The organism is Microbacterium sp. cx-59, assembly GCF_020805625.1.
In the GTDB taxonomy this organism is placed as follows: domain Bacteria; phylum Actinomycetota; class Actinomycetes; order Actinomycetales; family Microbacteriaceae; genus Microbacterium.
On the sequence record NZ_JAJHGO010000009.1, the window covers coordinates 439979 to 463068 of the forward strand.

General features: G+C 69.5%; 24 protein-coding genes. 18 read left to right on the forward strand and 6 right to left on the reverse strand.

Annotated features, from left to right (window positions below):
• Positions 1 to 14 precede the first annotated feature (14 nt).
• Positions 15 to 260, forward strand: coding sequence for an RES domain-containing protein (locus LMI96_RS16445; RefSeq protein ID WP_374197930.1), 246 nt, complete (start codon positions 15 to 17; stop codon positions 258 to 260).
• Between the two features lie 221 nt (positions 261 to 481).
• On the forward strand, positions 482 to 1456 hold the full coding sequence (locus LMI96_RS14225) for a DUF6602 domain-containing protein (RefSeq protein WP_308015778.1): 975 nt from the start codon (positions 482 to 484) through the stop codon (positions 1454 to 1456).
• A gap of 219 nt (positions 1457 to 1675) precedes the next feature.
• Here the strand turns inward: LMI96_RS14225 and LMI96_RS14230 are convergent, their stop codons facing one another.
• Positions 1676 to 1975 (reverse strand): hypothetical protein, encoded by a 300-nt coding sequence (locus LMI96_RS14230; protein ID WP_228361958.1) that lies wholly within the window; start codon positions 1973 to 1975, stop codon positions 1676 to 1678.
• 118 nt (positions 1976 to 2093) lie between these two features.
• Here LMI96_RS14230 and LMI96_RS14235 point away from each other — a divergent pair, with 118 nt between their 5' ends.
• The 11 genes from LMI96_RS14235 (at position 2094) to rpsN (ending at position 10228) form a co-directional block, all read left to right on the forward strand.
• On the forward strand, positions 2094 to 3101 hold the full coding sequence (locus LMI96_RS14235; protein WP_228361959.1) for a metal ABC transporter solute-binding protein, Zn/Mn family: 1008 nt from the start codon (positions 2094 to 2096) through the stop codon (positions 3099 to 3101).
• The gene (locus LMI96_RS14240; RefSeq protein ID WP_228361960.1) at positions 3098 to 3913 is read left to right on the forward strand and encodes a metal ABC transporter ATP-binding protein; all 816 of its coding nucleotides are present in this window, start codon (positions 3098 to 3100) and stop codon (positions 3911 to 3913) included. Before LMI96_RS14235 ends, LMI96_RS14240 begins: the two co-directional genes overlap by 4 nt.
• On the forward strand, positions 3910 to 4770 hold the full coding sequence (locus LMI96_RS14245; RefSeq protein WP_228361961.1) for a metal ABC transporter permease: 861 nt from the start codon (positions 3910 to 3912) through the stop codon (positions 4768 to 4770). The genes LMI96_RS14240 and LMI96_RS14245 overlap by 4 nt, the downstream gene beginning before the upstream one ends.
• Positions 4771 to 4922: 152 nt before the next feature.
• The gene (locus tag LMI96_RS14250) at positions 4923 to 5336 is read left to right on the forward strand and encodes a Fur family transcriptional regulator (protein ID WP_228361962.1); all 414 of its coding nucleotides are present in this window, start codon (positions 4923 to 4925) and stop codon (positions 5334 to 5336) included.
• A complete protein-coding gene (locus tag LMI96_RS14255; protein WP_374197931.1) occupies positions 5323 to 6363 on the forward strand; it encodes a permease in 1041 nt (346 codons plus the stop codon). The genes LMI96_RS14250 and LMI96_RS14255 overlap by 14 nt, the downstream gene beginning before the upstream one ends.
• Positions 6356 to 7204: a TIGR03943 family protein gene (locus LMI96_RS14260; RefSeq protein WP_228361963.1), complete on the forward strand. Its 849-nt coding sequence runs from the start codon at positions 6356 to 6358 to the stop codon at positions 7202 to 7204. The genes LMI96_RS14255 and LMI96_RS14260 overlap by 8 nt, the downstream gene beginning before the upstream one ends.
• Positions 7194 to 8663: a hypothetical protein gene (locus LMI96_RS14265; RefSeq protein ID WP_228361964.1), complete on the forward strand. Its 1470-nt coding sequence runs from the start codon at positions 7194 to 7196 to the stop codon at positions 8661 to 8663. The genes LMI96_RS14260 and LMI96_RS14265 overlap by 11 nt, the downstream gene beginning before the upstream one ends.
• A complete protein-coding gene (locus tag LMI96_RS14270) occupies positions 8660 to 9370 on the forward strand; it encodes a DNA-3-methyladenine glycosylase (protein ID WP_228362032.1) in 711 nt (236 codons plus the stop codon). Before LMI96_RS14265 ends, LMI96_RS14270 begins: the two co-directional genes overlap by 4 nt.
• 141 nt (positions 9371 to 9511) lie before the next feature.
• Positions 9512 to 9748, forward strand: coding sequence for a 50S ribosomal protein L28 (gene rpmB / locus LMI96_RS14275; protein ID WP_223723280.1), 237 nt, complete (start codon positions 9512 to 9514; stop codon positions 9746 to 9748).
• Positions 9748 to 9918, forward strand: coding sequence for a 50S ribosomal protein L33 (rpmG, locus tag LMI96_RS14280; RefSeq protein ID WP_029145259.1), 171 nt, complete (start codon positions 9748 to 9750; stop codon positions 9916 to 9918). The genes rpmB and rpmG overlap by 1 nt, the downstream gene beginning before the upstream one ends.
• A gap of 4 nt (positions 9919 to 9922) precedes the next feature.
• Positions 9923 to 10228 carry a 30S ribosomal protein S14 gene (gene rpsN, locus LMI96_RS14285; protein WP_223723279.1) on the forward strand — a complete coding sequence of 102 codons (306 nt, stop codon included), beginning with the start codon at positions 9923 to 9925 and terminating at the stop codon, positions 10226 to 10228.
• A 1003-nt stretch (positions 10229 to 11231) separates the two neighbouring features.
• Here rpsN and LMI96_RS14290 read toward each other — a convergent pair.
• Positions 11232 to 12074 carry a DUF559 domain-containing protein gene (locus tag LMI96_RS14290; protein ID WP_228361965.1) on the reverse strand — a complete coding sequence of 281 codons (843 nt, stop codon included), beginning with the start codon at positions 12072 to 12074 and terminating at the stop codon, positions 11232 to 11234.
• Positions 12075 to 12786: 712 nt separating this feature from the next.
• Here LMI96_RS14290 and LMI96_RS14295 point away from each other — a divergent pair.
• Positions 12787 to 13074 (forward strand): HU family DNA-binding protein, encoded by a 288-nt coding sequence (locus LMI96_RS14295; RefSeq protein WP_047543944.1) that lies wholly within the window; start codon positions 12787 to 12789, stop codon positions 13072 to 13074.
• 142 nt (positions 13075 to 13216) lie between these two features.
• Entirely contained in the window at positions 13217 to 15181 is a 1965-nt protein-coding gene (locus LMI96_RS14300; protein ID WP_228362033.1) for a cytochrome c oxidase assembly protein, read from the forward strand.
• Between the two features lie 103 nt (positions 15182 to 15284).
• Here the strand turns inward: LMI96_RS14300 and LMI96_RS14305 are convergent, their stop codons facing one another.
• Positions 15285 to 16352, reverse strand: a complete 1068-nt coding sequence (locus tag LMI96_RS14305; RefSeq protein ID WP_228361966.1) for a hypothetical protein — start codon at positions 16350 to 16352, stop codon at positions 15285 to 15287.
• Positions 16353 to 16483: 131 nt separating this feature from the next.
• On the opposite strand from LMI96_RS14305, the gene LMI96_RS14310 reads away from it, so the two are divergent.
• Positions 16484 to 17842 carry an ATP-dependent RecD-like DNA helicase gene (locus tag LMI96_RS14310; RefSeq protein ID WP_228361967.1) on the forward strand — a complete coding sequence of 453 codons (1359 nt, stop codon included), beginning with the start codon at positions 16484 to 16486 and terminating at the stop codon, positions 17840 to 17842.
• Between the two features lie 350 nt (positions 17843 to 18192).
• Here the strand turns inward: LMI96_RS14310 and LMI96_RS14315 are convergent, their stop codons facing one another.
• Entirely contained in the window at positions 18193 to 18849 is a 657-nt protein-coding gene (locus LMI96_RS14315) for a heme oxygenase (biliverdin-producing) (protein WP_228361968.1), read from the reverse strand.
• A gap of 83 nt (positions 18850 to 18932) precedes the next feature.
• Entirely contained in the window at positions 18933 to 19241 is a 309-nt protein-coding gene (locus tag LMI96_RS14320) for a DUF2470 domain-containing protein (RefSeq protein ID WP_228361969.1), read from the reverse strand.
• Positions 19242 to 19320: 79 nt separating this feature from the next.
• Between LMI96_RS14320 and LMI96_RS14325 the strand changes: the two genes are divergently transcribed.
• Positions 19321 to 20577: a serine hydrolase gene (locus LMI96_RS14325; RefSeq protein WP_228362034.1), complete on the forward strand. Its 1257-nt coding sequence runs from the start codon at positions 19321 to 19323 to the stop codon at positions 20575 to 20577.
• Positions 20574 to 21533 carry a DMT family transporter gene (locus LMI96_RS14330; protein WP_228361970.1) on the forward strand — a complete coding sequence of 320 codons (960 nt, stop codon included), beginning with the start codon at positions 20574 to 20576 and terminating at the stop codon, positions 21531 to 21533. The genes LMI96_RS14325 and LMI96_RS14330 overlap by 4 nt, the downstream gene beginning before the upstream one ends.
• 166 nt (positions 21534 to 21699) lie before the next feature.
• Here LMI96_RS14330 and LMI96_RS14335 read toward each other — a convergent pair whose 3' ends face one another.
• Positions 21700 to 22656 (reverse strand): nucleoside hydrolase, encoded by a 957-nt coding sequence (locus LMI96_RS14335; RefSeq protein WP_228361971.1) that lies wholly within the window; start codon positions 22654 to 22656, stop codon positions 21700 to 21702.
• Positions 22657 to 23090: the final 434 nt, after the last annotated feature.

Consider the following 23090-nt stretch of genomic DNA (forward strand, 5'->3'; position numbering starts at 1 on the left):
ACGCCGATCTCCCGTTGCTTAAACGTCTCGGTGACGAGTTGTCTCGACCGGTACTTCCTAAGAGTGCCCCGTTCGGATACATCCCCAGCCGGCACCTTTGCGAGTTCATAAAGCACTGCGGATTCGACGGCGTGATCTACCGAAGTTCCGTAGGCGAGGGCATCAACATGGTCCTGTTTCATCCAGCAGCTGCGACTGGAGTACAGGTGCAGCGTTTTGCCGTGGAACGCGTGGATGTGCACGTCGCGCATTGGCCATAGACGCTCCATGCCGGCTCAAACGTGTTGTCAGTGGCGGGGGAACAGTTCTCGTTCAGACCACCCGACGGGCAGGCCTCGTGTTTTCGTAGGATCAACTACCGGTCCGGATTACACTCCGCCGGAGTTCGCGGCAGTGGAATTGCTCTTCCTCGGGACAGGCGCCGCGCGACGGAGGCAAGACGATGGATCAATGTCATCGAAGGAGGAGAGCTGTGAGTGAAATGGATCGGCTGCAACAGTGGTTTGATGACGCCGATGCCGGGATGTCGGCAAGCTATGCGGAGAATCACGCGAAGGCCCGTCAGTCTCAGCGAATCCAGCAGACGGGGCACGCCGCCGAACACGCCTGGGGCCAACTCCTCAGCAGTTGGCTTCCTCCGCAGTATGAGGTCGCGTACCGGCGGTACATACTGCCGGAAATAGACGTTGAGCACTACACACCGCGCGAGACGGACATCGTCATACTTCGTCCCGGATACCCGCAAGCGCTTCGACAAAAGGAAGAGGTTCTGGCGGCGGGTGTTGCTGCGGCGTTTTCAGTTAAGCTCACGCTGGATGCAGCCGGATTGAAAGAGGCAGTGGAGGAAGCGGCGGCGGTGCGACGCCACGTCGCTCCACGTCTAGGAACAGTGCGTCAGGAGGCGACTCCACCTTTCCGGTATGGCGTTCTTGCTCACGCGCATGCTTTCGGAAAGAACGCTCGTTCGAATGTTGCAAGTAACTATGCCGGCGCTGACGGACAGTTCGCCCGCCACCCTCGTGAGTCGCTCGACCTTATCTGTGTCGCCGATCTCGGGGCGTGGTCCAAAATGACCACCTCGTACATACCCATCTGGAACGAGGCGGAAAGATTGAAGGGCAACCTCGTGGTGGATCGGCATGCTGTCACGACTACCCTTTTGGACGCTGAAACCTCCCAGTCGGTGAACCACCCACACCCCGACGGCGTCACCGGCTTGGCGAAGTCGGCTTCTCCGCTTTCAGTTTTCATCAGCGAGCTCTACTCGTTTCTCGCCCAGGAAGATGAAGTTGCGGAGCCGTTTCATCGAGGGCTGCTTGGGACAGAAATCTCCGCTTCTGGGTCGGGGACATCACGCGTATGGGAACTGGTAGACGTTTTTCAGCCCGCCACGCTTGATTCGCTGCCCCGTCGGCTTGTGAACGGGCGGGACCGTGAGTGGAGCATGACGTATTGATTAGGCCCGTAGAGCGCACCAGGACGTGAGGCGGGTCTTCCGTGTTCTGTGAGTAGGCGGGCGAGGGAAGTAGATCAAGCATGGTGGCGACGCCATAGGACGTCGATAGTTTGGGTAGTGCGCGATACCTGGGTGGAGTGACGGCGATGTGGATCGGCCGTTGCAACGCTTGATAAGTGAGCCATCCCGTACCGGCGGAGCCGCGGTACGGACTCTCGTTCAGTGCGCGGAGACCGCGACGCGCTTCGCGGGCGCGTCCGCCGGGTCGACCCGGATGAGCACCGCCGCGATGACTGCGGCGAGAGCGAGCCCCACGGCGGCCACGAGGAAGACGCCGACGTAGCCGCCGGTGCCTGCTCCGCCCCCGACCGCGACGAAGACGTTCGTCAGCACGGCGAGGCCGACGGCGCCGCCGACCTGGTTCATGGCGTTGGATGCGGCGCCCGCATCCGTATCCGCCACTCCCATGAGCGCGAGGTTCTGCGCTGTGGCGAACACCCCGGCCATGCTGGCGCCCATCACGATGATGCCCGACAGGGTGCCGCCCGACCGGGCGGGATCGGCACGTTCCCTCGCTGCATCGGAAACTCAGCCGGATGATTTTGATAACGATTATCAGTAGTTGTACGATGGGCGCATGCCCAAAAGCCGTCTCCTCCACGTCGCGCCCGCTCTGGCCGCCGTATCCGTCCTCGCCCTCGCCGGCTGCGCGGGGGGCGCATCCGCATCCCCCTCGTCGTCGGACGAGTTCACGATCGTGACGTCGACCAACGTCTACGGTCAGATCGCCCAGGAGATCGCGGGGGATGCGATCACCGTGACGCCGATCATCACGTCGAACTCGCAGGACCCGCACGAGTTCGAGGCGAGCCCTGCCGACCAGATCACGGTGCGCGCGGCGAACCTGATCATCGAGAACGGCGGCGGATACGACGCCTTCATGGACACGCTCATCTCCGGAAGCGGCTCGGAGGCGCCGGTCATCGTCGCGGCCGAGTACTCGCACGCGTGGCCCGAGGGTGAGGCCGGCGACACCGACACCGAGGCCCTCGAGGAGTCGCCGCACTCCGAAGAGGACCACGCCGAGGCTCAGGATGCCGACGGCCACAGCCACATCGAAGGCTTCAACGAGCACGTCTGGTACGACCAGGACACGATCAAGAATGTGACGGCGGCCATCGCGCAGGAGCTGTCTGCCCAGCTGCCCGACCAGGCCGACACGTTCGAGGCGAACGCCGCGGCGTTCACCGAGAAGCTCGAGGCGCTGCAGTCGAGCCTCGCCGACATCAAGACCGCGCACGCGGGCGAAGGCGTGTTCGTGACCGAGCCGGTGCCGGGCTACATGATCGAGGCCGCGGGGCTCGAGAACGTCACCCCGTCCGAGTTCAGCGAAGCCGTCGAAGAGGGCCAGGATGTGCCCCCCGCGACGCTGCTCACCGCGCTGAACCTGATCGGTTCGGGCGATGTGAAGCTGCTGATCGCCAATTCGCAGGCCGCCGGCGCCGAGACCACGCAGACCATCGATGCCGCCGGCACCGCGGGCGTGCCCGTGCTCGAGTTCTCCGAAACGCTCCCGGACGACCAGACTTACGTGCAATGGATGCAGCAGAACATCGAGGACATCGCGACAGCCCTCGGATCGTGACGCCGGGCGACAGCCCGCTCGTGATCACGTCCGCCGCGCTCCGACGCGGCGGACGTGACCTGTGGACCGGACTGAACCTCACGGTCGCGCCGGGCGAGCTGGTCGCCGTGCTCGGTCCGAGCGGCGCGGGCAAGACGACGCTCCTGCGCGCCATCCTCGGCCTCGACCGGTTGAGCAGCGGCAGCATTGAGGCGCTCGGCGCCCCGGTCGTGCGCGCGGGCAACCGGCGCATCGGCTACATCCCGCAGCAGCGCCCGTTGCCCCGCGACACCTCGATGCGGGGGCGCGACCTCGTCTCCCTCGGTGTGAACGGGCACCGCTTCGGCCCGCCCCTGCCCCGGCGCCGCGACCGCGAACGGATCGCGAGCCTCATCGCCGCCGTCGGCGCGGACGAGTTCGCCGACCGCCCGGTGGGTCTTCTCTCCGGCGGCGAGCAGCAGCGACTGCGAGTGGGGCAGGCGCTCGCCGACGATCCGCGGCTGCTGCTCTGCGACGAACCGCTCACGAGCCTCGACCTCGCCAACCAGCAGGCGGTGGTGGGTCTCATCGATCGGCACCGGCGCGACACCGGAGCCGGAGTGCTGCTGGTCACCCACGACGTGAACCCCGTGCTCTCGGCGGTCGACCGCATCCTCTACATCGCGAACGGCGCGTTCACCCTCGGCACCCCCGAGGAGGTCCTCGACTCGCGCGTGCTCAGCGAGCTGTACCGCGCGCCCGTGCAGGTGCTGCGGGCCGGCGGGCGTCTCGTCGTGGTCGGCGCTCCGGATGCGGACGACTCCCACCACCATCACGATGAGGTGCGCGGATGAACCTCGATGACATCGGCGACGCGCTCTTCGGCGGGGCCTCGCAGTACGGCGCGATTCTCGAGCTCGTGCAGAACTCGGTCTGGGCGGGCGCGGTGCTCGGCATCGTCGGCGGCCTGATCGGCGTCTTCGTGCTGCAGCGCGACATGGCGTTCGCGGTGCACGGCATCAGCGAACTCTCGTTCGCCGGCGCGGCCGGGGCGCTCCTGCTCGGGTTCGACGTCGTGACCGGCTCGATCGTGGGCTCGATGATCGCGGCCGGCCTGATCGGATGGCTCGGCGCCCGCGCCCGGGACCGCAACTCGATCATCGGGGTGCTGATGCCGTTCGGGTTGGGGCTCGGCATCCTGTTCCTGTCGCTCTACAACGGACGAAGCGCGAACCGCTTCAGTCTGCTCACGGGGCAGATCGTCTCGGTGAAGTCCGGCCAGCTGGGCGTGCTCGTCGGCATCAGCATCGTGGTCCTGATCGGCCTGCTGCTCATCTGGCGCCCGCTGACGTTCGATTCGCTCGACCCGCAGTCTGCGGCCGCGCGCGGTGTGCCGACGGGGTGGGTCTCGTTCGCGTTCATGCTGCTGCTCGGACTCATCGTCGCCGTCGCGGTGCACATCATCGGTGCGCTGCTCGTGCTGGCCCTGCTCGTGACGCCGGCTGCGGCGGCCATGCGCATCTCCACCGGGCCGCTCGCCGTGCCGTTGCTCGCCGCGCTGTTCGGTGTGGTCTCGGCGGTGGGGGGCATCCTGCTCGCGATCGCCGGCACCCTCCCGGTCAGCCCGTACATCACCACGATCTCGTTCGTCATCTACCTGGTGTGCCGCATCGTCGGCTCGCGCCGGGATCGCGTGACCCGCGCCGCGTGACTCGGGGCGGACGAGACGCGGGCCGCGTGACCCGGGGCCTGTGCCTCACGCGGGGAGTGCCGCGCACGTCCGAACCGCGCCGGCCGCGCCGTGCACGCGGCACATCGACTCTGCCCGGCCCGCTGCCAGGCGTCGCCGGTAGACTTCCGGCCATGGCTCAGCGCAACACCTGGCAGCGCGAGCGCGTCCGCGAGGCCCTTTCCGACGCGAGTGGCTTCGTCAGCGCGCAGTCGCTGCACGCGCGCTTGCGCGACGAGAACACCGGGATCGGTCTCGCGACGGTGTACCGCGCGCTCGCCGGTCTCGCCGCCGATGGCAACGCCGACTCGTTGCAGAGCCCGGAGGGCGAGAACCTCTACCGCGCCTGCGTGACCAGCGGCCACCACCACCACCTGATCTGCCGCTCCTGCGGTCTCACGGTCGAGATCGAGGCCACCGAGGTCGAGGCGTGGGCGAAGCGCACGGCCGCCGCGAACGGGTTCACCGAGGCCGAGCACATCGTCGACATCTTCGGCCTCTGCGCCGCATGCACGACCACGCGGGCGAAAGAGCGTGACGCGGGTTAGTCCCGAGCGCGAGCGGGCCACCGTTCCCGCGCGCGTCCGCTCGCGCGGCGATCGTACGCTCGTCGCTCTCGCGCTCGGCGTCGGGCTGATCGTCGTTCTCGTGCTGCTCGACCTGTTCGCGCCGAGCGTGCTGCCGGGCGACGTGCCCACCCGCCTGCAGGACGGCCTGACGCTCGCGCTCAGTGTGCTCATCGAGTCGCTGCCGTTCGTCGCCCTGGGCGTCGTGCTCTCGATCCTCGTTCAGGTGTGGGTGCCGGCCGGGTGGCTCGAGAGATGGATGCCGCGACGGGCATGGGCCCGGCGGGCGGTGCTGTCGCTGCTCGGGATGGTGATCCCGGTGTGCGAGTGCGGCAACGTGCCGTTCGCCCGGGGTCTGCTCATGCGCGGGTTCACGGTGCCGGAGACCCTGACCTTCCTGATCGCCGCGCCGATCGTGAACCCGATCGTCATCATCACGACCCACCAGGCCTTCGGATTCAGCGACGGCATCCTGATCGCACGGCTTCTGGGCGGTTACGTCGTGGCCAACCTGATCGGCTGGTTGTACAGCCGGCATCCGTCTCCCGATGCGCTGCTGACCGACCGGTTCCGGGATGCGTGCGCGATCGCCGCCGACGAACCCGGCGGGCGCGGGCGCCGCAGCCTGGCCCAGTTCATCGTCGAGTTCCGCGCGGTCATGCCCGCGCTCGTGATCGGTTCTGCGCTCGCGGGTGCTGTGCAGGTGCTGGTGCCGCGCGACGCGCTGCTCGCGATCGGATCGAACCCGGTGCTCTCGATCGTCGCGATGATGTGCCTCGCGATCGTGGTCGCCATCTGCTCGAACGTGGATGCGTTCTTCGCGCTGTCGTTCGCGTCAACGTTCACGCCGGGCTCGATCGTCGCCTTCCTCGTGACCGGTCCGCTGGTCGACGTGAAGATGATCGCGCTGCTGCGCACGACGTTCAGCACCCGCGCGATCGCGGGGATCGTCGTCGTGGTGCTGCTGTTCTCCTTCGCCCTCGGAGCGGCGGTGAACCTCCTTGCGTGATGCCCGCTGGATCGGTTCGCGATGGCTCGGGGTGGGCCTTGCCGCCTGCCTCGCCGTGATCACCCTCGTGCTCGCCCTGACCGACCGGATCGCGCTCTACATCAACCCCGAATCGGCCTGGTTCGCGGTCGTCATGGCGGTCGTCGTGCTGGTCGGCACGGTGCTCAGCTTTGTCGTGCCGCTCGGTGCCGAAGCCGATCACGGCCACGATCACGGCGCGGATGCGGCCGCCCACGGTGCGGGCGACGGCGCGGGCGATGCGCACGACCACGGCGCCGCGCCGCACCTCCACCCCCCGGCACCGGAAGCGATCCTCCACCGGCGCCGCCCTGCGCCGGTGCGCATCGGCCGGATCGCGACCGTCTCGGGCGGGGTGCTCGCCTCCGGCATCGTGCTCGGCATGCTCGTGCTTCCGCCCGCGTCGCTGTCGGCCGAGCTCGCCGCATCCCGAGACGTCGGCGCGCCGCCGCTCTTCGCCGGCGACGACACCGTGACCCTCGCTGCGACCGGCGACACCACCTCCTTCGGTGTCGGCGACTGGGCGAGCGTGTTCGCAACGGCGACGAACCCGGATGCGTTCGACGGCGACGCCGTGACCCTCACCGGGTTCGTCAGCGGGGACGCGGACGGCGGCTTCGACCTGTCGCGGCTCGTGATCACGCACTGCGTGATCGACGCGCAGCCCGCGAGCCTCACGGTCACGAGCGCCCAGAGTGTGCCCGCGACCGGCCAGTGGGTGGAGATCACCGGCACGGTGCGGAGTTCGAGCACGGGTGAGCTCGCGATCGTCGCGGCCGAGGTGACGCCGATCGACGAGCCGCAGGACCCGTATGAGTACTGACGGTCCACCCTCGAGGCGCTCCCGCGATGGCGGCGCCTCGACCGGGGTCTCCCGCCGCGAGCACGCCCGCCGGCGTCGCGCACGCGCGTACCTGCTCTCGTTCCTCGCGGTGCTCGGCGTGCTGGTGATCGTCGGCGGCGTCGCCGGACTCGTCGGAGCCGCGCAGGGGCCGCGGGTCACCGGCGTGCAGTTCGATCCGGATGCGGCGGTGTCCGCATCCGGATCCCGCATGATCCTCACGACGTCTCAGTCGCTCGCCGAGATCGACCCGTCGCAGGTCGAGGTGACGCCCGCCGCCGACGTGACGGTGCAGACCTCGGGGCGGAGCATCGGCATCCGGTTCACGCTGCCGTTGCGAGACGACACCGACTACACCGTGAAGGTCAACGGGGTCACGGCCGTCGGTGGTGAGACGACGGCGACGCTCGAGCAGAGCTTCCGCACGCCGCCGCTCGCGGTGTACCTGCTGCAGCGCGGCGACACTGAAGACACCGTGTTCCGCACCGGGCTCGACGGCGCCACGGCCGTGCCGATGTACACGCACGCGCACATCGAGGACTTCCGCGCGACCGGCCAGCACCTCGTCATGTCGGTGAAAGACGATTCGGGGGCGTCGCAGCTCGTCGTGACCGACACCGACGGCGCCAACGCGCGGACGCTTCCGCTTCCGGGACCGGGCACCGTGCAGGACCTGCAGACGGCCGACCGCGGCGAGTCGATCGGCTACACGTACACGCCGCCCGACATGTCGGTCGCGGGTGCGCAGGCGAGCGTCCTCTACACGGCGTCTCTGAAGGACGCGGATGCGGACGCCCCGCCCACGCGCATCGAGGTCGCGGGTCAGCCGGTGAGTGTCGCGCAGTGGAGCTTCGTTCCCGACACCGACAGCCTGCTGCTGCTCAGCTTCGAGGGGCGGCTTCTGCTGACCGCGACCGCGGGCGAGGGGCCCGTGGACCTCGGGGCCGCCGCGCAGATCGAGGGCATCGCGCGAGGGTCGGCGACGGCCGTGATCCTGCGTGCGGACGGGCTGTTCGAGGTGAACCTGCAGGACGGCAGCGATGTGCCGCTCGTCGACGCGATTGGCACCACCGGGTACCTCGGCGGCATCGTGCCCGTCGCGTCGGGGGCGACGCTCCGCCAGTACACGGCGGCAGGCGCCGACGCCGCCGGCAGCGGCAGCACGCTCTACCGGGTGGGCGCCGACGGCACGTCGACGCCGGTGTTCACCGTGCAGGGCACGTCGTCGCTGCTGCAGACCTGCATCTCCCCGTCGGGACGGTACGCCGCCGTGCTCGTGCAACCGGATGCGGTGTCGAACCCGTACGACACGTCGTACGACCTGCCGTTGCCGCGTCGGGTGGAGACGCACATCCTCGACCTCGACGCGGACGGGACGGCGACCGAGGTCTCGAGCCTCGATGCCTTCGACATCTCGTGGTGCCGGGTGCCGTTGCGATGACGCGGCGCGTGCCGGCCACCCGCGAGGCCCTCGCCGCCGTGCCGCTCGAGGTCGCCCCGCGCCTCCTCGATGCGCTGCTGCAGACCGAGGTCGCGGGCGAGCGGGTGGTGCTGCGCATCACCGAGGTCGAGGCGTACCACGGCCGCGGCACGGGTGACGTGCCCGACCCGGGGTCGCACGCGCGGATGGGGTCGACCGCCCGCAACGCCACGATGTGGGGCGAGCCCGGGCATCTGTACGTATACCTGAGCCACGGAATCCACTCGTGCGTCAACGTCGTCTGCGCGCCCCAGGGGATGGCCGGGGGAGTGCTGCTGCGCGCGGCGGAGGTCATCGAAGGGGCGGATGCGGCGCTCCGGCGCCGCACGGTGCGGGGCGTCGTGCGCGAGCCGCGCGACCTGGCGCGCGGGCCCGGGCGGCTCGGCGACGCGTCGGGCCTGCGGCATCCGGTGCACGACGGGATGGATGCGGTCACCGGAGCGCCCCTGGCCGGCGCCCGCGCCACTTTGCTGCTGCGCGCCGATCCGCTGCCGGCGATCGCCAGCGGACCCCGTGTCGGAGTGGCGGGAGTCGCCGGCACCGACGCGTTCCCCTGGCGGTTCTGGATCCCCGGCGACGACACGGTCTCGCCCTTCCGGTGGGGCAGAGGCGCTGCTGCCGCATCCGGGACTCTCGTTAAGCCGACGCGCCGCGGGATGCTAAGCTGATCTCTTGTCTGCCCGCACTCCAGCGAGCAGTACGCACCCTCCCTCACATCGCCGATCCGAAACGATCGGGTGCGAGTGGGGTGCAGACAAGGGATCTTGGGTGGGGCCGTCCGGCCTCACGGTACAGAAGGAGACATCACCATGGCAGCAGTGTGCCAGGTGACAGGAGCAGTTCCCGGCTTCGGTCACAACATCTCGCACTCGCACCGTCGGACGAAGCGCCGCTTCGACCCGAACGTGCAGAAGAAGACCTACTTCGTTCCGTCGCTGGGTCGCAACATCAAGCTCAACGTTTCGGCGAAGGGCATCAAGGTCATTGACGCACGTGGCATCGAGTCCGTCGTGAAGGACATCCTCGCGAAGGGCGTGAAGCTCTAATGGCCAAGAAGGCTCAGGACGTTCGTCCGATCATCAAGCTGCGTTCGACCGCGGGCACGGGGTACACCTACGTGACGCGCAAGAACCGCCGCAACAACCCCGACCGCATCGTGCTGAAGAAGTACGACCCGGTGGTCCGCAAGCACGTCGAATTCCGAGAGGAGCGCTGATCCCATGGCTAAGAAGAGCAAGATCGCGCGCAACGAGCAGCGCAAGGTGGTCGTCGACCGCAACGCCGCCAAGCGCGCCGAGCTGAAGAAGGCGCTCGTCGCCCCGACCTCGACCGACGAAGAGCGCGAAGCCGCTCGTCTCGGCCTGCAGAAGCTGCCGCGCAACGCGTCGCCGGTGCGTGTGCGTTCGCGCGACGTCATCGACGGCCGCCCCCGCGGTGTGCTGACGAAGTTCGGCATCTCCCGTGTGCGCTTCCGTGACATGGCCCACCGTGGCGAGCTGCCCGGTGTGACCAAGTCCAGCTGGTAAGCACCCGCAGCAGAAAGCCCCGGAGTTCTACGGAACTCCGGGGCTTTCGCGTTGGCGGATGCGGGGGTGGGCTGGGGGCTGGGGTTCGGGGTGCGAGGTCGGGCTGGGGTCTGGTGCTGGGGTTCGGGGTGCGAGGTCGGGCTGGGGTCTGGTGCTGGCGGTGGAGTCAGCATCCGGTCGCGATCGCTCCCATCCGCGGCCCGTGGCGAGGTGATCTGCCGAAGCGAGGGCGGATGCGGGTGATTCGGTCCTCGCTAGGGCAGATCTCCTCGCTTCCGCCGGGGTCCGGGCTGGGGAGCCTGCATCCGGGCGTGATCGCTCCCATCCGCGGCCCGAAGCGAGGTGATCTGCCGAAGCGAGGGCGGATGCGCGTGATTCGGTCCTCGCTAGGGCAGATCTCCTCGCTTCCGCCGGGCGTTCGCGCCAGCCACCTCGCTTCGGCGGGGCGTTCGGGTAATTCGCCTCGCTCTGGTCGAGAGTTCCGAAAGATGCTCGGGGGTTGTTTCAGGACTGAGGTGGTCCGGGCGAGGCTGCATCCGGGCGTGATCGCTCCCATCCGCCTCCCGAAGCGAGGTGATCTGCCGAAGCGAGGGCGGATGCGGGTGATTCGGTCCTCGCTAGGGCAGATCTCCTCGCTTCCGCCGGGCGTTCGCGCCAGCCACCTCGCTTCGGCGGGGCGTTCGGGTAATTCGCCTCGCTCTGGTCGAGTGTTCCGAAAGATGCTCGGGGGTTGTTTCAGGACTGAGGTGGTCCGGGCGGTGTGAGGCTGCATCCGGGCGTGATCGCTCGCATCCTCCTCCCGAAGCGAGGTGATCTGCCGAAGCGAGGGCGGATGCGGGTGATTCGGTCCTCGCTAGGGCAGATCTCCTCGCTTCCGCCGGGCGTTCGCGCCAGCCACCTCGCTTCGGGCGGGCTATCGGGCACATCTCCTTGCAACGCGCGGGCGATCGGGCAGCTCTCCCTCAGGCGCACGGCGGACGGTGCGGGGGCAGGTCTCCGGGCGTCAGCGGCGGGCGAGGTGCAGGCCCTGTCCGATCGCGCGAAGGATGAGGTCGAGTACGGTCGCCCAGCCCTCCATCACCTGGGCGTAGGTGACCCGGATGACGTGGTAGCCGAGCAGCATCAGCTGCGCATCGTGCGCGATGTCAGCGGCTCGCTGCGCGCCGACGTGGTGTCCGCCGTCGATCTGCAGGATGAGGCGCTCGCCGATGAGGAAGTCCACGCGATGGCCGGCGATCCACACCTGCGAGACGATCGGCATCCGAAGAAAACGCAGCCGTACGTAGACGATCGTCTCGAGCCCCGAATCGCGGTAGGCGCTGGCGCTTTCGAGAACCTCGCGTGCCTTGAGGCCCAGGTCGTAGCCCGACATCGCGTGCGGGTCGGCGATGCCCTGGCGGAAGGCGGAGTCCCAGATAGCGAGCGCCCGCTCGAACGGCTGGCAGACGGCGACGAGACTCAGCGTGTTCTCGATCGAGTCCTCGAGGGAATCCGGATGGCGCGGCACCAGCGGCGCATGCCGGTGCACGACGGCGGCGCGGGTCGTCACCATTCCCGCGTGCGGAGCCGCGGCGACGTGCGGACGCTCGTCATCGAGCACCCACAGACGCAGCCGCTGCGCCCGCGTGATGCACGACAGAATCACCCCCTCCCGGGCGGCGCTGATGAGAAACGGGTCGGCGTCGGGGATCGCCACCCAGCGGCGCCGGATGCGGACCAGCGCGCCGGCGTCGACGGCCTCAGCGAGCGCGTGCTTCGACACCCCGGCCCGCATCAGGGTCGCACTGCGCGCAACTCCGCCGGCGGCCGTCACGGCGTCGACGGCACGGAAGGCGGTAGCTCTCATGCCGCGAGCCTGGCGGCCGCAGGGTTGCGACCGCATCCGATTCTTCCCATCCGTGGACGATGCGCGCTGCACACCGACCTGGGGAGGAACGGTCGCGCGCTGTCAGGACTCGGACGCCGGAGTACTCCGCCCTCGGGCTCATCGCTCGGCATCGATCGGCTTGGCTCGCCCTGGCTCGGCTCGGCTCGGCTCGGCGTCGCGCGGATCGGCTCGGCATGGCTCGGCTTCGCTCGGGCTCTTCGCTCGGATCGGCGCGGCCGCGGAGGCTGGCGGCGCCGGCCCGAGCGAGGTGATCTGCCGAAGCGAGGGCGGATGCGTGCGATTCGGTCCTCGCTCCGGCAGATCTCCTCGCTACGGGTCGGGCCGGGACGTGATCGGCCCCCCACCCGGCCCTCGACCCGCCCCCCACCCGCCCCCACCCGGCCCTCGACCAGGCTCCCGCCCGGCCCCCCGCCCCTCGACCCACCCCTCCCGCAGAAACCCGCGAGAAACCGCACGAACACCGCTGCGGATGCGTGAAAACGGCCTCATCCGCCCGCTACGCCCGCGGCGTAACCGGACACGCCGCCTTTTCGCGTCGTAAAACCCCGTAAATCCGCGGAATGTCGGGGAACGTGGGTATATTCGAGCACGGTCGATCCGACCAACCGAGGGCCAAGCCCCCGGGTCGAAGTCAAGCAGCGGCGAATCTCGCCGCTTGGAGGACAACCACATGGCCGACAAGTCCATCACCAAGACCGAGCTCGTCGCGAGCATTGCCAGCGCAACCGGACAGAGCCAGTCCGCCGTCTCGAGCGTGCTCGACTCCCTCTTCTCCACCGTGTCCGAGGCCGTCGCCAAGGGCTCGAAGGTCTCCATCCCGGGCTGGATCGCGTTCGAGCAGGTCGAGACCTCCGCTCGCACCGGCCGCAACCCCCAGACCGGCGCCGAGATCCAGATCCCCGCGGGCAAGCGCGTCAAGGTCACCGCAGGTTCGAAGCTGAAGGCAGCCGTCAAGTAATCGACGGAAGACCCGCGAAGGAGGACGCCGCTCGGCGTCCTCCTTCGTCGTTCGCGCCTAGGCTTAAGCGGTGACCACGACGCTCCCTCCCCGCGGCGTCGATGCCGCGCGCGGAGGCGCGAACCGCCCGGGATCACCCACGATCCTGCGGTTCGCGGGACCGGCGATCCTCTTCGTCACGGCGATTCTCGCTCTGGTCGCCGCGCTCCTCTACGGCGGGGGCGCTGCGCCGCTCGCGATCGCCGACGCGGGTCCCGTGGTGCGATGGGGACTCCCCGTCGTCACCCTCGTCGTCAACCTCTCGGCGGCCGGGTTGGTCGGCTCGCTCGTTCTCGCGCTGTTCGCGCTGAAGCCCGAGGAGCGCGCGTTCGAGATCGCGCTCGATACCGCATCCGTCGCCGCCGCCGTGTTCACGGTCGCGGCCGCGGCGACCGGCTTTCTCACCTTCGTCAACGTGTTCAATGCCGCCCCCAGCGCCGACGCGGTGTTCGGGCAGCAGCTCGGTCGATTCCTCGTCGACCTGGAACTCGGCCGCACCTGGCTCATCACGACCATCGCCGGGGCCGTCCTGACGGTGCTGACCTTCGCGGTGCGCTCGTGGACGCCGACCCTCATCGTCGCGCTGCTCGCCACGGCGACACTCGTGCCGATGGGCACCCAGGGGCACTCCGGCGAACTCGCGAACCACAACATCGCGACGCTCTCGCTGGTGCTGCACATCATCGCCGCGGCCGTGTGGCTGGGCGGGCTGCTCCTGCTCGTGCTCATCCGTCCGGTCATGGGGAGCACCCAGCTGACCGGAGTGCTGCGTCGTTACTCGAGCATCGCGCTGGTGGCGTTCATCGTCGTCGCGATCTCGGGAACCGTGCGCGCAACGGTCAGCCTCGGGTCGCTGCCGGCGCTGTTCTCGCCGTACGGAGCGATCCTGATCGTCAAGGTCGTCGCCCTGGTCGCGATGGGCGTCCTCGCCGCCTGGTATCGCCTGCGCCTGATCGGACGATTGACGGCGGATGCGGCATCCCGGAGCTTTTGGATGCTGATCGGCATCGAACTCGCGCTGATGGGCATCGCGAGCGGGGCGGCTGCGGCGCTCGCGCGAACGGCCCCGCCGACCGACCAGACTCCGCCGATCGCCCAGACGCCGGCGCAGTTCTTGACGGACGCGACCGTTCCCCCGGAGCTCGGTATCGGCCAATGGTTCACGTCGTGGAACATCGACCTGCTGTGGGCGTTCGCCGCCGGGTTCGGGCTGTTCTTCTACCTCGCCGGAGTGTGGCGGCTGCACCGCCGCGGCGATCGCTGGCCCATCTACCGCACCATCCTCTGGGTGCTCGGGATGCTGCTGCTGCTGTGGGTGACGTGCGGACCGATCAACGTCTACCAGGACTACCTGTTCAGCGTGCACATGGGCGGCCACATGGCGCTCACGATGGCGATCCCGGTGCTGCTGGTGCCTGGTGCGCCCGTGACCCTCGCACTCCGCGCCATCCGCAAGCGTGATGACGGCACCCGCGGCGGACGCGAGTGGATCCTGTGGGCCGTGCACTCGCCGCTGTCGAAGGTCGTGACGCATCCGCTCTTCGCGGCCGCGAACTTCGTCGCCTCGCTCTGGATCTTCTACTACACCGACCTGTTCCGCTGGTCGCTGTACGACCACCTCGGGCACGAGTGGATGGTCGTCCACTTCCTCATCACGGGGTACCTGTTTGTCCTCTCTCTGATCGGGATCGATCCGGTGCCCTACCGGCTCCCGTACCCGTTCCGCCTGGTGACGCTGGCGATGGTGATCGCCATCCACGCCTTCTTCGGCATCGCGATCATGATGCAGACCGGCCTGTTCGCGGCGGAATGGTTCGGGTCGATGGGGCGCACGTGGGGGCCGACGCCGCTCGAGGACCAGTACATCGGCGGCGGCGCGGCCTGGTCGATCGGCGAAATCCCGGCCCTGATCATCGGCATCACGGTGGCGATCCAGTGGAGCCGCAGCGACGACCGGCTGCAGCGCAGCAGCGACCGTCAGGCCGATCGCTCGGGTGATGCCGAGCTGCACGAGTACAACGCCCGGCTCGCGGCGCTCGCCGAGAAGGACTCCCGCGCAGCTCGGTGAGCTTTGCCGGGCGCTGACGCGCGCTGGGGCCGTGGGGCGGCCCCGAGCCTCGCCGGGCGCTGAGCCTCGCGGGGACGCGCCCTCGAGCCTCGCCGGGCGGCCCTCAGTCGAGGTCGGAACCGCCGAGCCGAATCGACGCGGTGCCGTCGGGCAGCACGGAGATCGTGCCGTTGACGACGAACGGCACGTCCTCGGCCACGGGGTACAACGCGCCGTCGAACAGCGACCGCACCGTGAGATCGATGTGGGCGGTCGCTGCCGTGTCGGGGATGCGCCATCCGGCACCGTCGGCGACCACGCTGATCTCGGGCTGTTCCGTGATCGTCCACTTCGGCAACTGCTCGACGCGGTTGCGGACCACGAAGCCGAATGGGCATCCGGTCGGCTGCAGCACCTGCTGGGAGGTGCAGTTGGTGAGGAACTCCTCGACGCGCTGCTGCACGACGTCGATGAACTTCTGTGTGGGCTCGGCCTGCAGGGTCACGGGCACGTTCACCATCGGCGCGTCGGCGAGCACAGCCATCCCCGGCGTCTTCGCGATCGGGGTGTCGACCGAGATGGAGTACAGGCCGGGCGAGAACACCAGCATCGACACGGGGGCGAGCGGGTCAGCGTCGGCCCCCTCCGGCGACACCTGGCGCTTGTCGAGCGAGAAGGAGTTCACCTCGAACGTCATCGAACCGGCGACCGAGACCTTCATGACCGCGAGCGGGCTCTGTGCGAATCGCCAGGACGGGGCGAGGCCGATGGTGCCGTTGCGCGCGATCCGGAACGAGGTGGTCGCGCGGTGCCCGCCGGCTTCGTATCGGGCGCTGACGATTGTCGTGTCGCCGTCCTGCACCTCGCCGGTGATCTCCGCGTCATCGAGGTCGCCGAGCGCGGCGCTGCGCAGCAGGGCATCGGATGCGGACTGCGGCAGCCCCGCGTTGGTCAGCTGCCGGCCGTCGAGTGTGACGCCCGGCATCGCGAGCGCATCGGCGGCGCGACCGGACTCCAGCATCGACAGGTAGCGGAGGACGAAGGCGGACGGACTGTAGAACCCGCGGTAGAGCGTGGCGGTGCCCGCCGCGAGCGCGCCGAACAGCAGAACGCCGATGAGCGCGAGGATGCCGAGGTCGAACGTCCGACCCCGGGCGCTCCGCATCCGCCCCCCGGTCGTCGCATTGCTCACGCGGTCAGTCTAGGAAACCCTCCCCGCGAGAACGTGGGGAGTCGCCACGGGGCGCAATGTGTGCTGTGGACGGCGGACGCGCGGGTGTGGACGGCCCGATTCTGCGCATCCGCCCGCCTACCATGGGAGGGATGAACACGCCGCCGCTCTCTGCCGAGCAGGAGGCGCTGTTCCGGCTCATCGAAGACACGCGCGAGCACGTGTTCGTGACGGGACGCGCCGGCACCGGAAAATCCACGCTCTTGCAGCACCTCGCGTGGAACACCGCGAAGACGATCGCCGTCTGCGCGCCCACCGGCGTCGCCGCGCTGAACGTCGAGGGCCAGACGATCCACTCGCTGTTCAAGCTGCCCATCGGCCTCATCGCGAACACCGAGCTCGATCAGTCCGAGGCGACCCGCAAGATCCTGAACTCTATCGACACCCTCGTGATCGATGAGATATCGATGGTCAACGCCGACCTGATGGACGGCATCGACCGCTCGCTCCGCCAGGCGCGTCGCCGCCGCGCCGAGCCGTTCGGCGGCGTGCAGCTGATCATGTTCGGCGACCCGTACCAGCTGGCACCCGTGCCGCCGCGCGGTGACGAGCTGCGGTACGTCAACGACCACTACCGGTCGTTCTGGTTCTTCGACGCGCACGTCTGGGCGGGCGAGCCATCCGACGACGGTCTGGTCGACCTCGGCCGGTTCGGTGCCGAGCTGCACGTGCGTGAGCTCCGCGACATCCACCGCCAGGCCGATCCGGGGTTCAAGGCTCTGCTGAACGCCGTGCGGCACGGCCAGGTCACGGCCGACATGGCGAAGATCCTGAACGACACCGGCGCACGTCGGCCCCCCGAGCCCAGCGCCGACGAACCCCCCATGATCACGCTCGCCACCCGCAACGACCGGGTGAACGCGATCAACCGGCGCCACCTCGAAGCGCTCGCAGGCAAGGCGCAGACGGCGCGCGCGGAGATCAGCGGCGACTTCGGTCGCGGTGAGGCGAACTATCCCGCGGATGCGGAACTGCAGCTGAAGCCGGGGGCGCAGGTGATGTTCCTCCGCAACGACATCCAGCCGCACGGCGAGGGCCCGCGATGGGTCAACGGGACGATCGGCACGGTCGTGAAGATGCGCGGAGGGTCGGTGCGGGTCGAGGTCGACGGCCGCGACCACGACGTCGAACCGGCCGTCTGGGAACGTTTCCGCTACGCCTACAACCCGGCAACCCGGTCGCTGAGCCGCGACATCGTGGCCGAGTTCACGCAGTTCCCGCTGCGGCTCGCCTGGGCCGTCACGATCCACAAGTCGCAGGGCAAGACCTACGAGCGCGCAATCGTCGACATGGGGGCCGGCGCCTTCGCGCCCGGCCAGACGTACGTCGCGCTGTCACGGCTGACATCGCTGGACGGGCTGTATCTGTCGCGACCGCTCCGCCCCTCGGACGTGCGGGTCGACCCCGACGTGGAGCGGTTCATGCGGAGCGCGCGCGCCGCCACCTCCTGACGCCGGGCGGGTGCGGGTGCGGGTGCGCGGTGCGGGCGCGCGGCGGTGTGGGTGCGGGTGGCGGGTGCTGCGGTGCGGGCGCGTGGCGGTGTGGGTGCTGGTGGCGGTGCTGCGGTGTCGCGAGATTCGGAGATGCGGCGAGATTCGGACCGGATCGGGGCGCAGCATCCGAATCTGGTGACATCTCCGAATCTCGTGACCGGAAGCGGTGGCGTGAGGGATGCCGGACGGGCCACGGGGACCGGATGCGGAGCCTTACCGGATGCGGCGGCGCAAGGGCTACCGGACGGGCTACGGCGACCGGATGCGGGTACGCCCGCGACCGCAGGCGGAGCACCCGCCCGGGCGGGTCAGGCGACGGCGGACTCGGCCTTCGCGCGCGCGAGGTCCTCGAAGAGTTCGGTGTTGAACCGGTAGGCCTGCAGGACCTCGTCGATCACGCGCTCGCGCTCGTCGTCATCCCACGGCACGGCGTCGAGCTGGAGGCGGTAGACGTCCTTGAACGCCTTCGGGTCGGCGATGTCGCCGAAGATGTAGAAGCCGATGCCGTTCGTGTCGAATCCGAAGCGGCGCTGCATGAGCTTGCCGATGAAGAGCCCGCCGGACAGGTCGCCCAGGTAACGCGTGTAGTGGTGCGCGACGAAGCCGCCGGCCCAGGTCGCGCCGACCTGGCGGATGCGGTCGACGTAGCGCTGCGTGGTCGGCAGGGGGGCGATGCGCTCGCGCCAATCCGGGCCGACGAGGAACTCGAGGTCGGCCTCGAGAGCGGGCAGCCGGGTGAGCTTCTCGGAGATGAAGACGGATGCCACGGGGTCGCGCCGCATCCGATCGGCCGCTCCTTCGAGCGCCTCATAGATAAACCAGTGCTGCGCCACGAGATTGATGTAGTCGTCTCGGGTGCCCTCGCCCTTGATGAGGTCGGACATGAATCCCGCGCCCTCGCTGCCGGAATGGGCGCCGCTGGAACGCTCGCGAAGGGCTGCGGAGAAGGAGATCGGCTCGCTCATGCCGCCACTATACCTTCAGCTAAGCAGAACCTAACCTCTGAATTTCTTCGGGTGTCGCTGAGTGTCCGCGAGCCCGCAGCCGCTCAGTGGGGCCGAGGGGTGATGCCGAGGCGACGGCACGCTTCGTCGTACAGGGCGACGACCTCGCGCCGCACCTCGGGTCGGGCCGTGATCGGGCCGCCCGGCCACGGAACCCGGAGTTCCGCGGTCTCGCCGCCGGCGGTGGTGACGACCCAATCCCCGCCGTCGCCGTCGAACCCGGTCATGCGTGCCGACTCCGGGGCGGGGGAGTCGCCGAAGGCGCGGGCGATGAGGATGTTGTCGTCGGTGTGGTCGGAGTTCATGTGACCGAGTACCGCGGTGACGGTCTGGTCGTCGAAGGCGTGAGGCATCCCCATAGCGTACGGACCGTCGTGATGGTCCTGTGATGTGCGTGTGTTTGAATGCTGGAGCACGATCACGGGGGTGAGCATGCCGTTCCGCACCGGCCTCAGACGCGCCGCCACAATCGTGGCGGGCGCGGCCGTCGTCGTGCTCGCGATCAGCGGATGCAGCGACTCCCGCACCGTGACCGTGGATGTTCCCGAGCAGGTCGAGGCCGCCTTCCCCGCCGAGACGCAGGCCTCGCTCGAAGCCGCGGTGACCTTCGCGATGGCGGCGACCGGCTCCACCGGGGCCGTCGTCGGCGTATGGGCGCCGTGGAGCGGTTCGTGGGTCGCCGGGGTGGGCGATGCATCCGCCGACGACGCGTTCCGTGTCGGCAACCTCACGCGTCCGATGACCTGCGACGTGCTCTACCAGATGGTCGATGCGGGAACCGTGTCGCTCGACGACGAGGTGCGCGAATACGTGCCGAGCGTCGCCGGGCTCGCGAACGTGACGCTCGGGATGCTGTGCGATGGCACGAGCGGGCTCGGATCTTACGGCCCCGTGCTCGGCCCGGAGGCCGTGGAACTGCCCACCCGCGTCTGGAACCCGAACGAGCTCGCGGCCTACGGCATCGTCGGGTACGACCCGTCGACGGCGGGTGCCGCCTGGCGCGACTCCGACACCGGATACGTGCTGCTCGGCCTCGCCCTGCAGAACGCGGCGAAGACCCCCGCGCCCACACTGCTCCAGCAGGACGTCTTCGGCCCGCTGGAGCTCGAGTCGACTTCGCTGCCGGTCGGCGCCGCCGCTCCGGCGGGCGACCCCGTGCTCACGGGGCTCCTGTCTCAGCCCGGCGCGGATGGTGCGCTGAACTGCGCCGAACCGCGCGACATGACCGACCTTTCGGCGAGCATCGGCTTCACCAACAGCGGTGTCGTCTCGAACATCACCGACGTCGCGCGGTACACGCAGGCCCTGGCGGCCGGGTCGCTCGTCCCGAGCGGCATCGATCGTTTCGGCAGCCCGCAGCCCATCGCCGCTGATCAGCCCTCGTGGCTGACGACCGACGGCGGCGCGGTTCAGGCCGGGTCGCTGATCGGTCAGTTCGGTTCGATCCCGGGCTACATCACGGCAGCCTTCGCCGATCCCGCGACCGGCATGACGGTCTCGGTCGTGCTGAACAACTCGGCGGCATCCGACCGGGTCGGCGCATACCTCGCGTGGGAGCTCGCCGCCACCGTCTCGAAGGCGCCCGCCGCGAGCGGGCGCACGGCCCCGGATGCCGGTCTGCCGTGGACCGCGCAGCAGTATCACGACGCGATCGCCGCTTCGGCGGTCTGCCCGCTGCCCGCCTCGTGACCCGCCGGTGGGGCGCGGGCCCCGCGGTGGGGTTCGTCTTCGTCGGGCTGGCGTGCCAGGAGATCGGCGCATCGGTCGCCGTTCTGCTGTTCCCCGCGGTCGGTCCGCTCGGCATGGTGATGCTGCGCCTCGTGTTCGCGGCGGTCGTGCTGCTGCTCATCTCGCGGCCGACGCTGCGCGGACACGGCCGCTCCGCCTGGACGGCGGTCGTGCAGTTCGGCGTCGTGCTGGCCGTCATGAACGGCCTGTTCTACCTCGCGCTGGAGCGGCTGCCCCTCGGGGTGACCGTGACGATCGAGGTGCTCGGACCCCTCGTGTTGTCGATCGTCGCGGCGAGGCGCGCCTCGGCGTGGATCTGGGCACTGCTCGCATTCGCCGGCGTCGCCGCGCTCGGCGGTGGCGGGTGGGAGCGTCTCGACCTGCTCGGCGTGCTCTTCGCGCTCGGCGCCGCGGTTGCGTGGGCGTTCTACATCCTCTCGTCCGCGCGCGTGGGGCGGGAGTTCGCGCGCCTCGACGGTCTCGCTCTCGCGATGGCGGTCGGCGCCGTGCTGTCGCTGCCGTTCGGGATCGCGGATGCGGGCGCCGCGCTGCTGCGCCCCGACCTGCTGGCGCTCGGGTTCGCGGTCGCGATGCTGTCATCGACGGTGCCGTACGCGTTCGAGCTCGTGGCGCTGCGGCGGTTGGCCGCATCCGTCTTCGCGATCCTGATGAGCCTCGGACCCGCGATCGCATCGATCGCCGGCTTCCTGCTGCTGGGGCAGCACCTGAATCTGCTCGAGGGCGCCGGAATCGCGCTCGTGATCGTCGCGAGCATCGGTGCGGTGCTGACGGGTGCCCGGCGCGGCCCGGGTACGGTGCGTTCGGGGGCGTCCGGCTCGGGTGGGGGGCGTTCGGGCTCGTCGGGCGAGTCGGGCCCGTCCGGCACGCCGGTGCCGCCCGCCGAGCCGCTGGCCTGACCGCGCTGCGCACCCGCCCCTTGACCGCGAGACGGGTTCTTCGCGCCGAAACCGTGGGGTAACCCCCCTGTCTCGGCGCGAAGATCCCGTCTCGCGGATGGAAGCCGGGCGCGGGGCCGGGCGCGGGCCGCGGGCGCGGGCCTCAGCGCGACCCTCGGGCCGAGGGTCAGACCGAGAGGATCGTCTCGAGCAGGTGCGGCCCGATCGGAGCGTCGACCTCGAGCACGACGCGGGTGCGGGCGCCGTCGTGGTGGCGCACGCCGAGGCGCTGTCCGCGCAGGTCGGCGATCGTCTGACCGCGCCCGGGACCGTGCGACACGTCGACCTCGACGGGCACGCGCGGCGCGCGCGTCGGCTGAGAGCCGCCCGCCGCGATGACCGCCGCCAGCGGGTCGTGCAGTGCGCAACTGCGCACCCCGTAGGTGGGCAGGTAGAAGTCGAAGTAGTGGTCCAGAATCTCGCCGACGGCCCGGACGAACGGATGCGGCGAAGCCAGCAGCATCCGCCGCTGATCCTCGTCGAGAGTGTGATCGAGGGTGACGTCGAGCGGCACGAGCGTGACATCCCAGTCGGCGCCGACCAGCGCGGCGGCCGCCTGCGGGTCGTTGTAGACGTTGGCTTCGGCGACGGGCGTGATGTTGCCGGCGGCCAGCGCTGCGCCCCCCATCGCGGTGACCTCGGCGACTCGACCGGGCAGGGTCGGGTCGAGTTCCAGCGCGTGGGCCAGATTGGTCATCGGACCGATCGTCAGCACGTGCAGCCGTCCCTCGTAGGTGTGCGACAGGTCGACCAGCAGCTGCGCCGCGCCTCGCGGGTCGGGCTCGGCGGCCGCGCGGGGAAGTTCGACGCCACCGATGCCGTTCTCGCCGTGCACGTGACGAGCGCCGCCACCGTAAGGGTGGTCGAGGTGGTCGTGAGCGCCGACGGCGACGGGGATGTCTGCGTGCCCCGCGAGAGCGAGCAGATCGAGCGTGTTGCGGGCGGCTTGTGCGGCGTCGATGTTGCCGCTCACCGTGCCGATGCCGACCACTTCGACGGCGGGGGAGGCGAGCAGATACGCCAGCGCGACGGTGTCGTCGACACCGGTGTCGCAGTCGAGGTAGACGGGGATGGGCGTGGTCATGACGTGCTCCTGGAGTCGGGCGGATCGGACTCCGTCGTCCGCGCGCCCGGATGCGGGCACTCTCTCGGTTATAGCTCGATCGTGTGTCGCGCACGTGACGCGGTGTGCTCGTGCGGGTGCGGGTGCGGGTGCGGGTGTGGGTGCGGGTGATCGTGAGACAGATGTTGCGGCGGGCTGCTTTTCGGCCGGAAGCGAGGTGATCTGCCGGAGCGAGGTTCGGGTGGGCCGGATTGCTCCTCGCTTGGGCAGATCTCCTCGCAAGGGCCAGGGCCAGGGCCAGGGCCAGGGCCAGGGCACAGGGCACAGGGCCGAGCCAGGACTCAGGGCTGGGGCCCGTGCGCACGTGCGGTGCGGTGCGGGAGGCCCCTCAGCGGCTGGGTTTCCGGCCCGAAGCGAGGTGATCTGCCGGAGCGAGGTTCGGATGCCGGGAATCG

Excerpts from the sequence above, each read along its gene's own strand:
- LMI96_RS14235 (WP_228361959.1), top strand. The coding sequence starts at position 2,094 with ATGCCCAAAAGCCGTCTCCTCCACGTCGCGCCCGCTCTGGCCGCCGTA.
- LMI96_RS14225 (WP_308015778.1), top strand. The coding sequence starts at position 482 with ATGGATCGGCTGCAACAGTGGTTTGATGACGCCGATGCCGGGATGTCG.
- rpmG (WP_029145259.1), top strand. The coding sequence starts at position 9,748 with ATGGCCAAGAAGGCTCAGGACGTTCGTCCGATCATCAAGCTGCGTTCG.
- LMI96_RS14245 (WP_228361961.1), top strand. The coding sequence starts at position 3,910 with ATGAACCTCGATGACATCGGCGACGCGCTCTTCGGCGGGGCCTCGCAG.
- LMI96_RS14335 (WP_228361971.1), bottom strand. The coding sequence starts at position 22,656 with ATGACCACGCCCATCCCCGTCTACCTCGACTGCGACACCGGTGTCGAC.
- LMI96_RS14295 (WP_047543944.1), top strand. The coding sequence starts at position 12,787 with ATGGCCGACAAGTCCATCACCAAGACCGAGCTCGTCGCGAGCATTGCC.
- LMI96_RS14265 (WP_228361964.1), top strand. The coding sequence starts at position 7,194 with ATGAGTACTGACGGTCCACCCTCGAGGCGCTCCCGCGATGGCGGCGCC.
- LMI96_RS14310 (WP_228361967.1), top strand. The coding sequence starts at position 16,484 with ATGAACACGCCGCCGCTCTCTGCCGAGCAGGAGGCGCTGTTCCGGCTC.
- LMI96_RS14270 (WP_228362032.1), top strand. The coding sequence starts at position 8,660 with ATGACGCGGCGCGTGCCGGCCACCCGCGAGGCCCTCGCCGCCGTGCCG.
- LMI96_RS14315 (WP_228361968.1), bottom strand. The coding sequence starts at position 18,849 with ATGAGCGAGCCGATCTCCTTCTCCGCAGCCCTTCGCGAGCGTTCCAGC.
- LMI96_RS14250 (WP_228361962.1), top strand. The coding sequence starts at position 4,923 with ATGGCTCAGCGCAACACCTGGCAGCGCGAGCGCGTCCGCGAGGCCCTT.
- LMI96_RS14320 (WP_228361969.1), bottom strand. The coding sequence starts at position 19,241 with ATGCCTCACGCCTTCGACGACCAGACCGTCACCGCGGTACTCGGTCAC.
- LMI96_RS14290 (WP_228361965.1), bottom strand. The coding sequence starts at position 12,074 with ATGAGAGCTACCGCCTTCCGTGCCGTCGACGCCGTGACGGCCGCCGGC.
- LMI96_RS14230 (WP_228361958.1), bottom strand. The coding sequence starts at position 1,975 with ATGGGCGCCAGCATGGCCGGGGTGTTCGCCACAGCGCAGAACCTCGCG.
- LMI96_RS14325 (WP_228362034.1), top strand. The coding sequence starts at position 19,321 with ATGCCGTTCCGCACCGGCCTCAGACGCGCCGCCACAATCGTGGCGGGC.
- rpmB (WP_223723280.1), top strand. The coding sequence starts at position 9,512 with ATGGCAGCAGTGTGCCAGGTGACAGGAGCAGTTCCCGGCTTCGGTCAC.
- rpsN (WP_223723279.1), top strand. The coding sequence starts at position 9,923 with ATGGCTAAGAAGAGCAAGATCGCGCGCAACGAGCAGCGCAAGGTGGTC.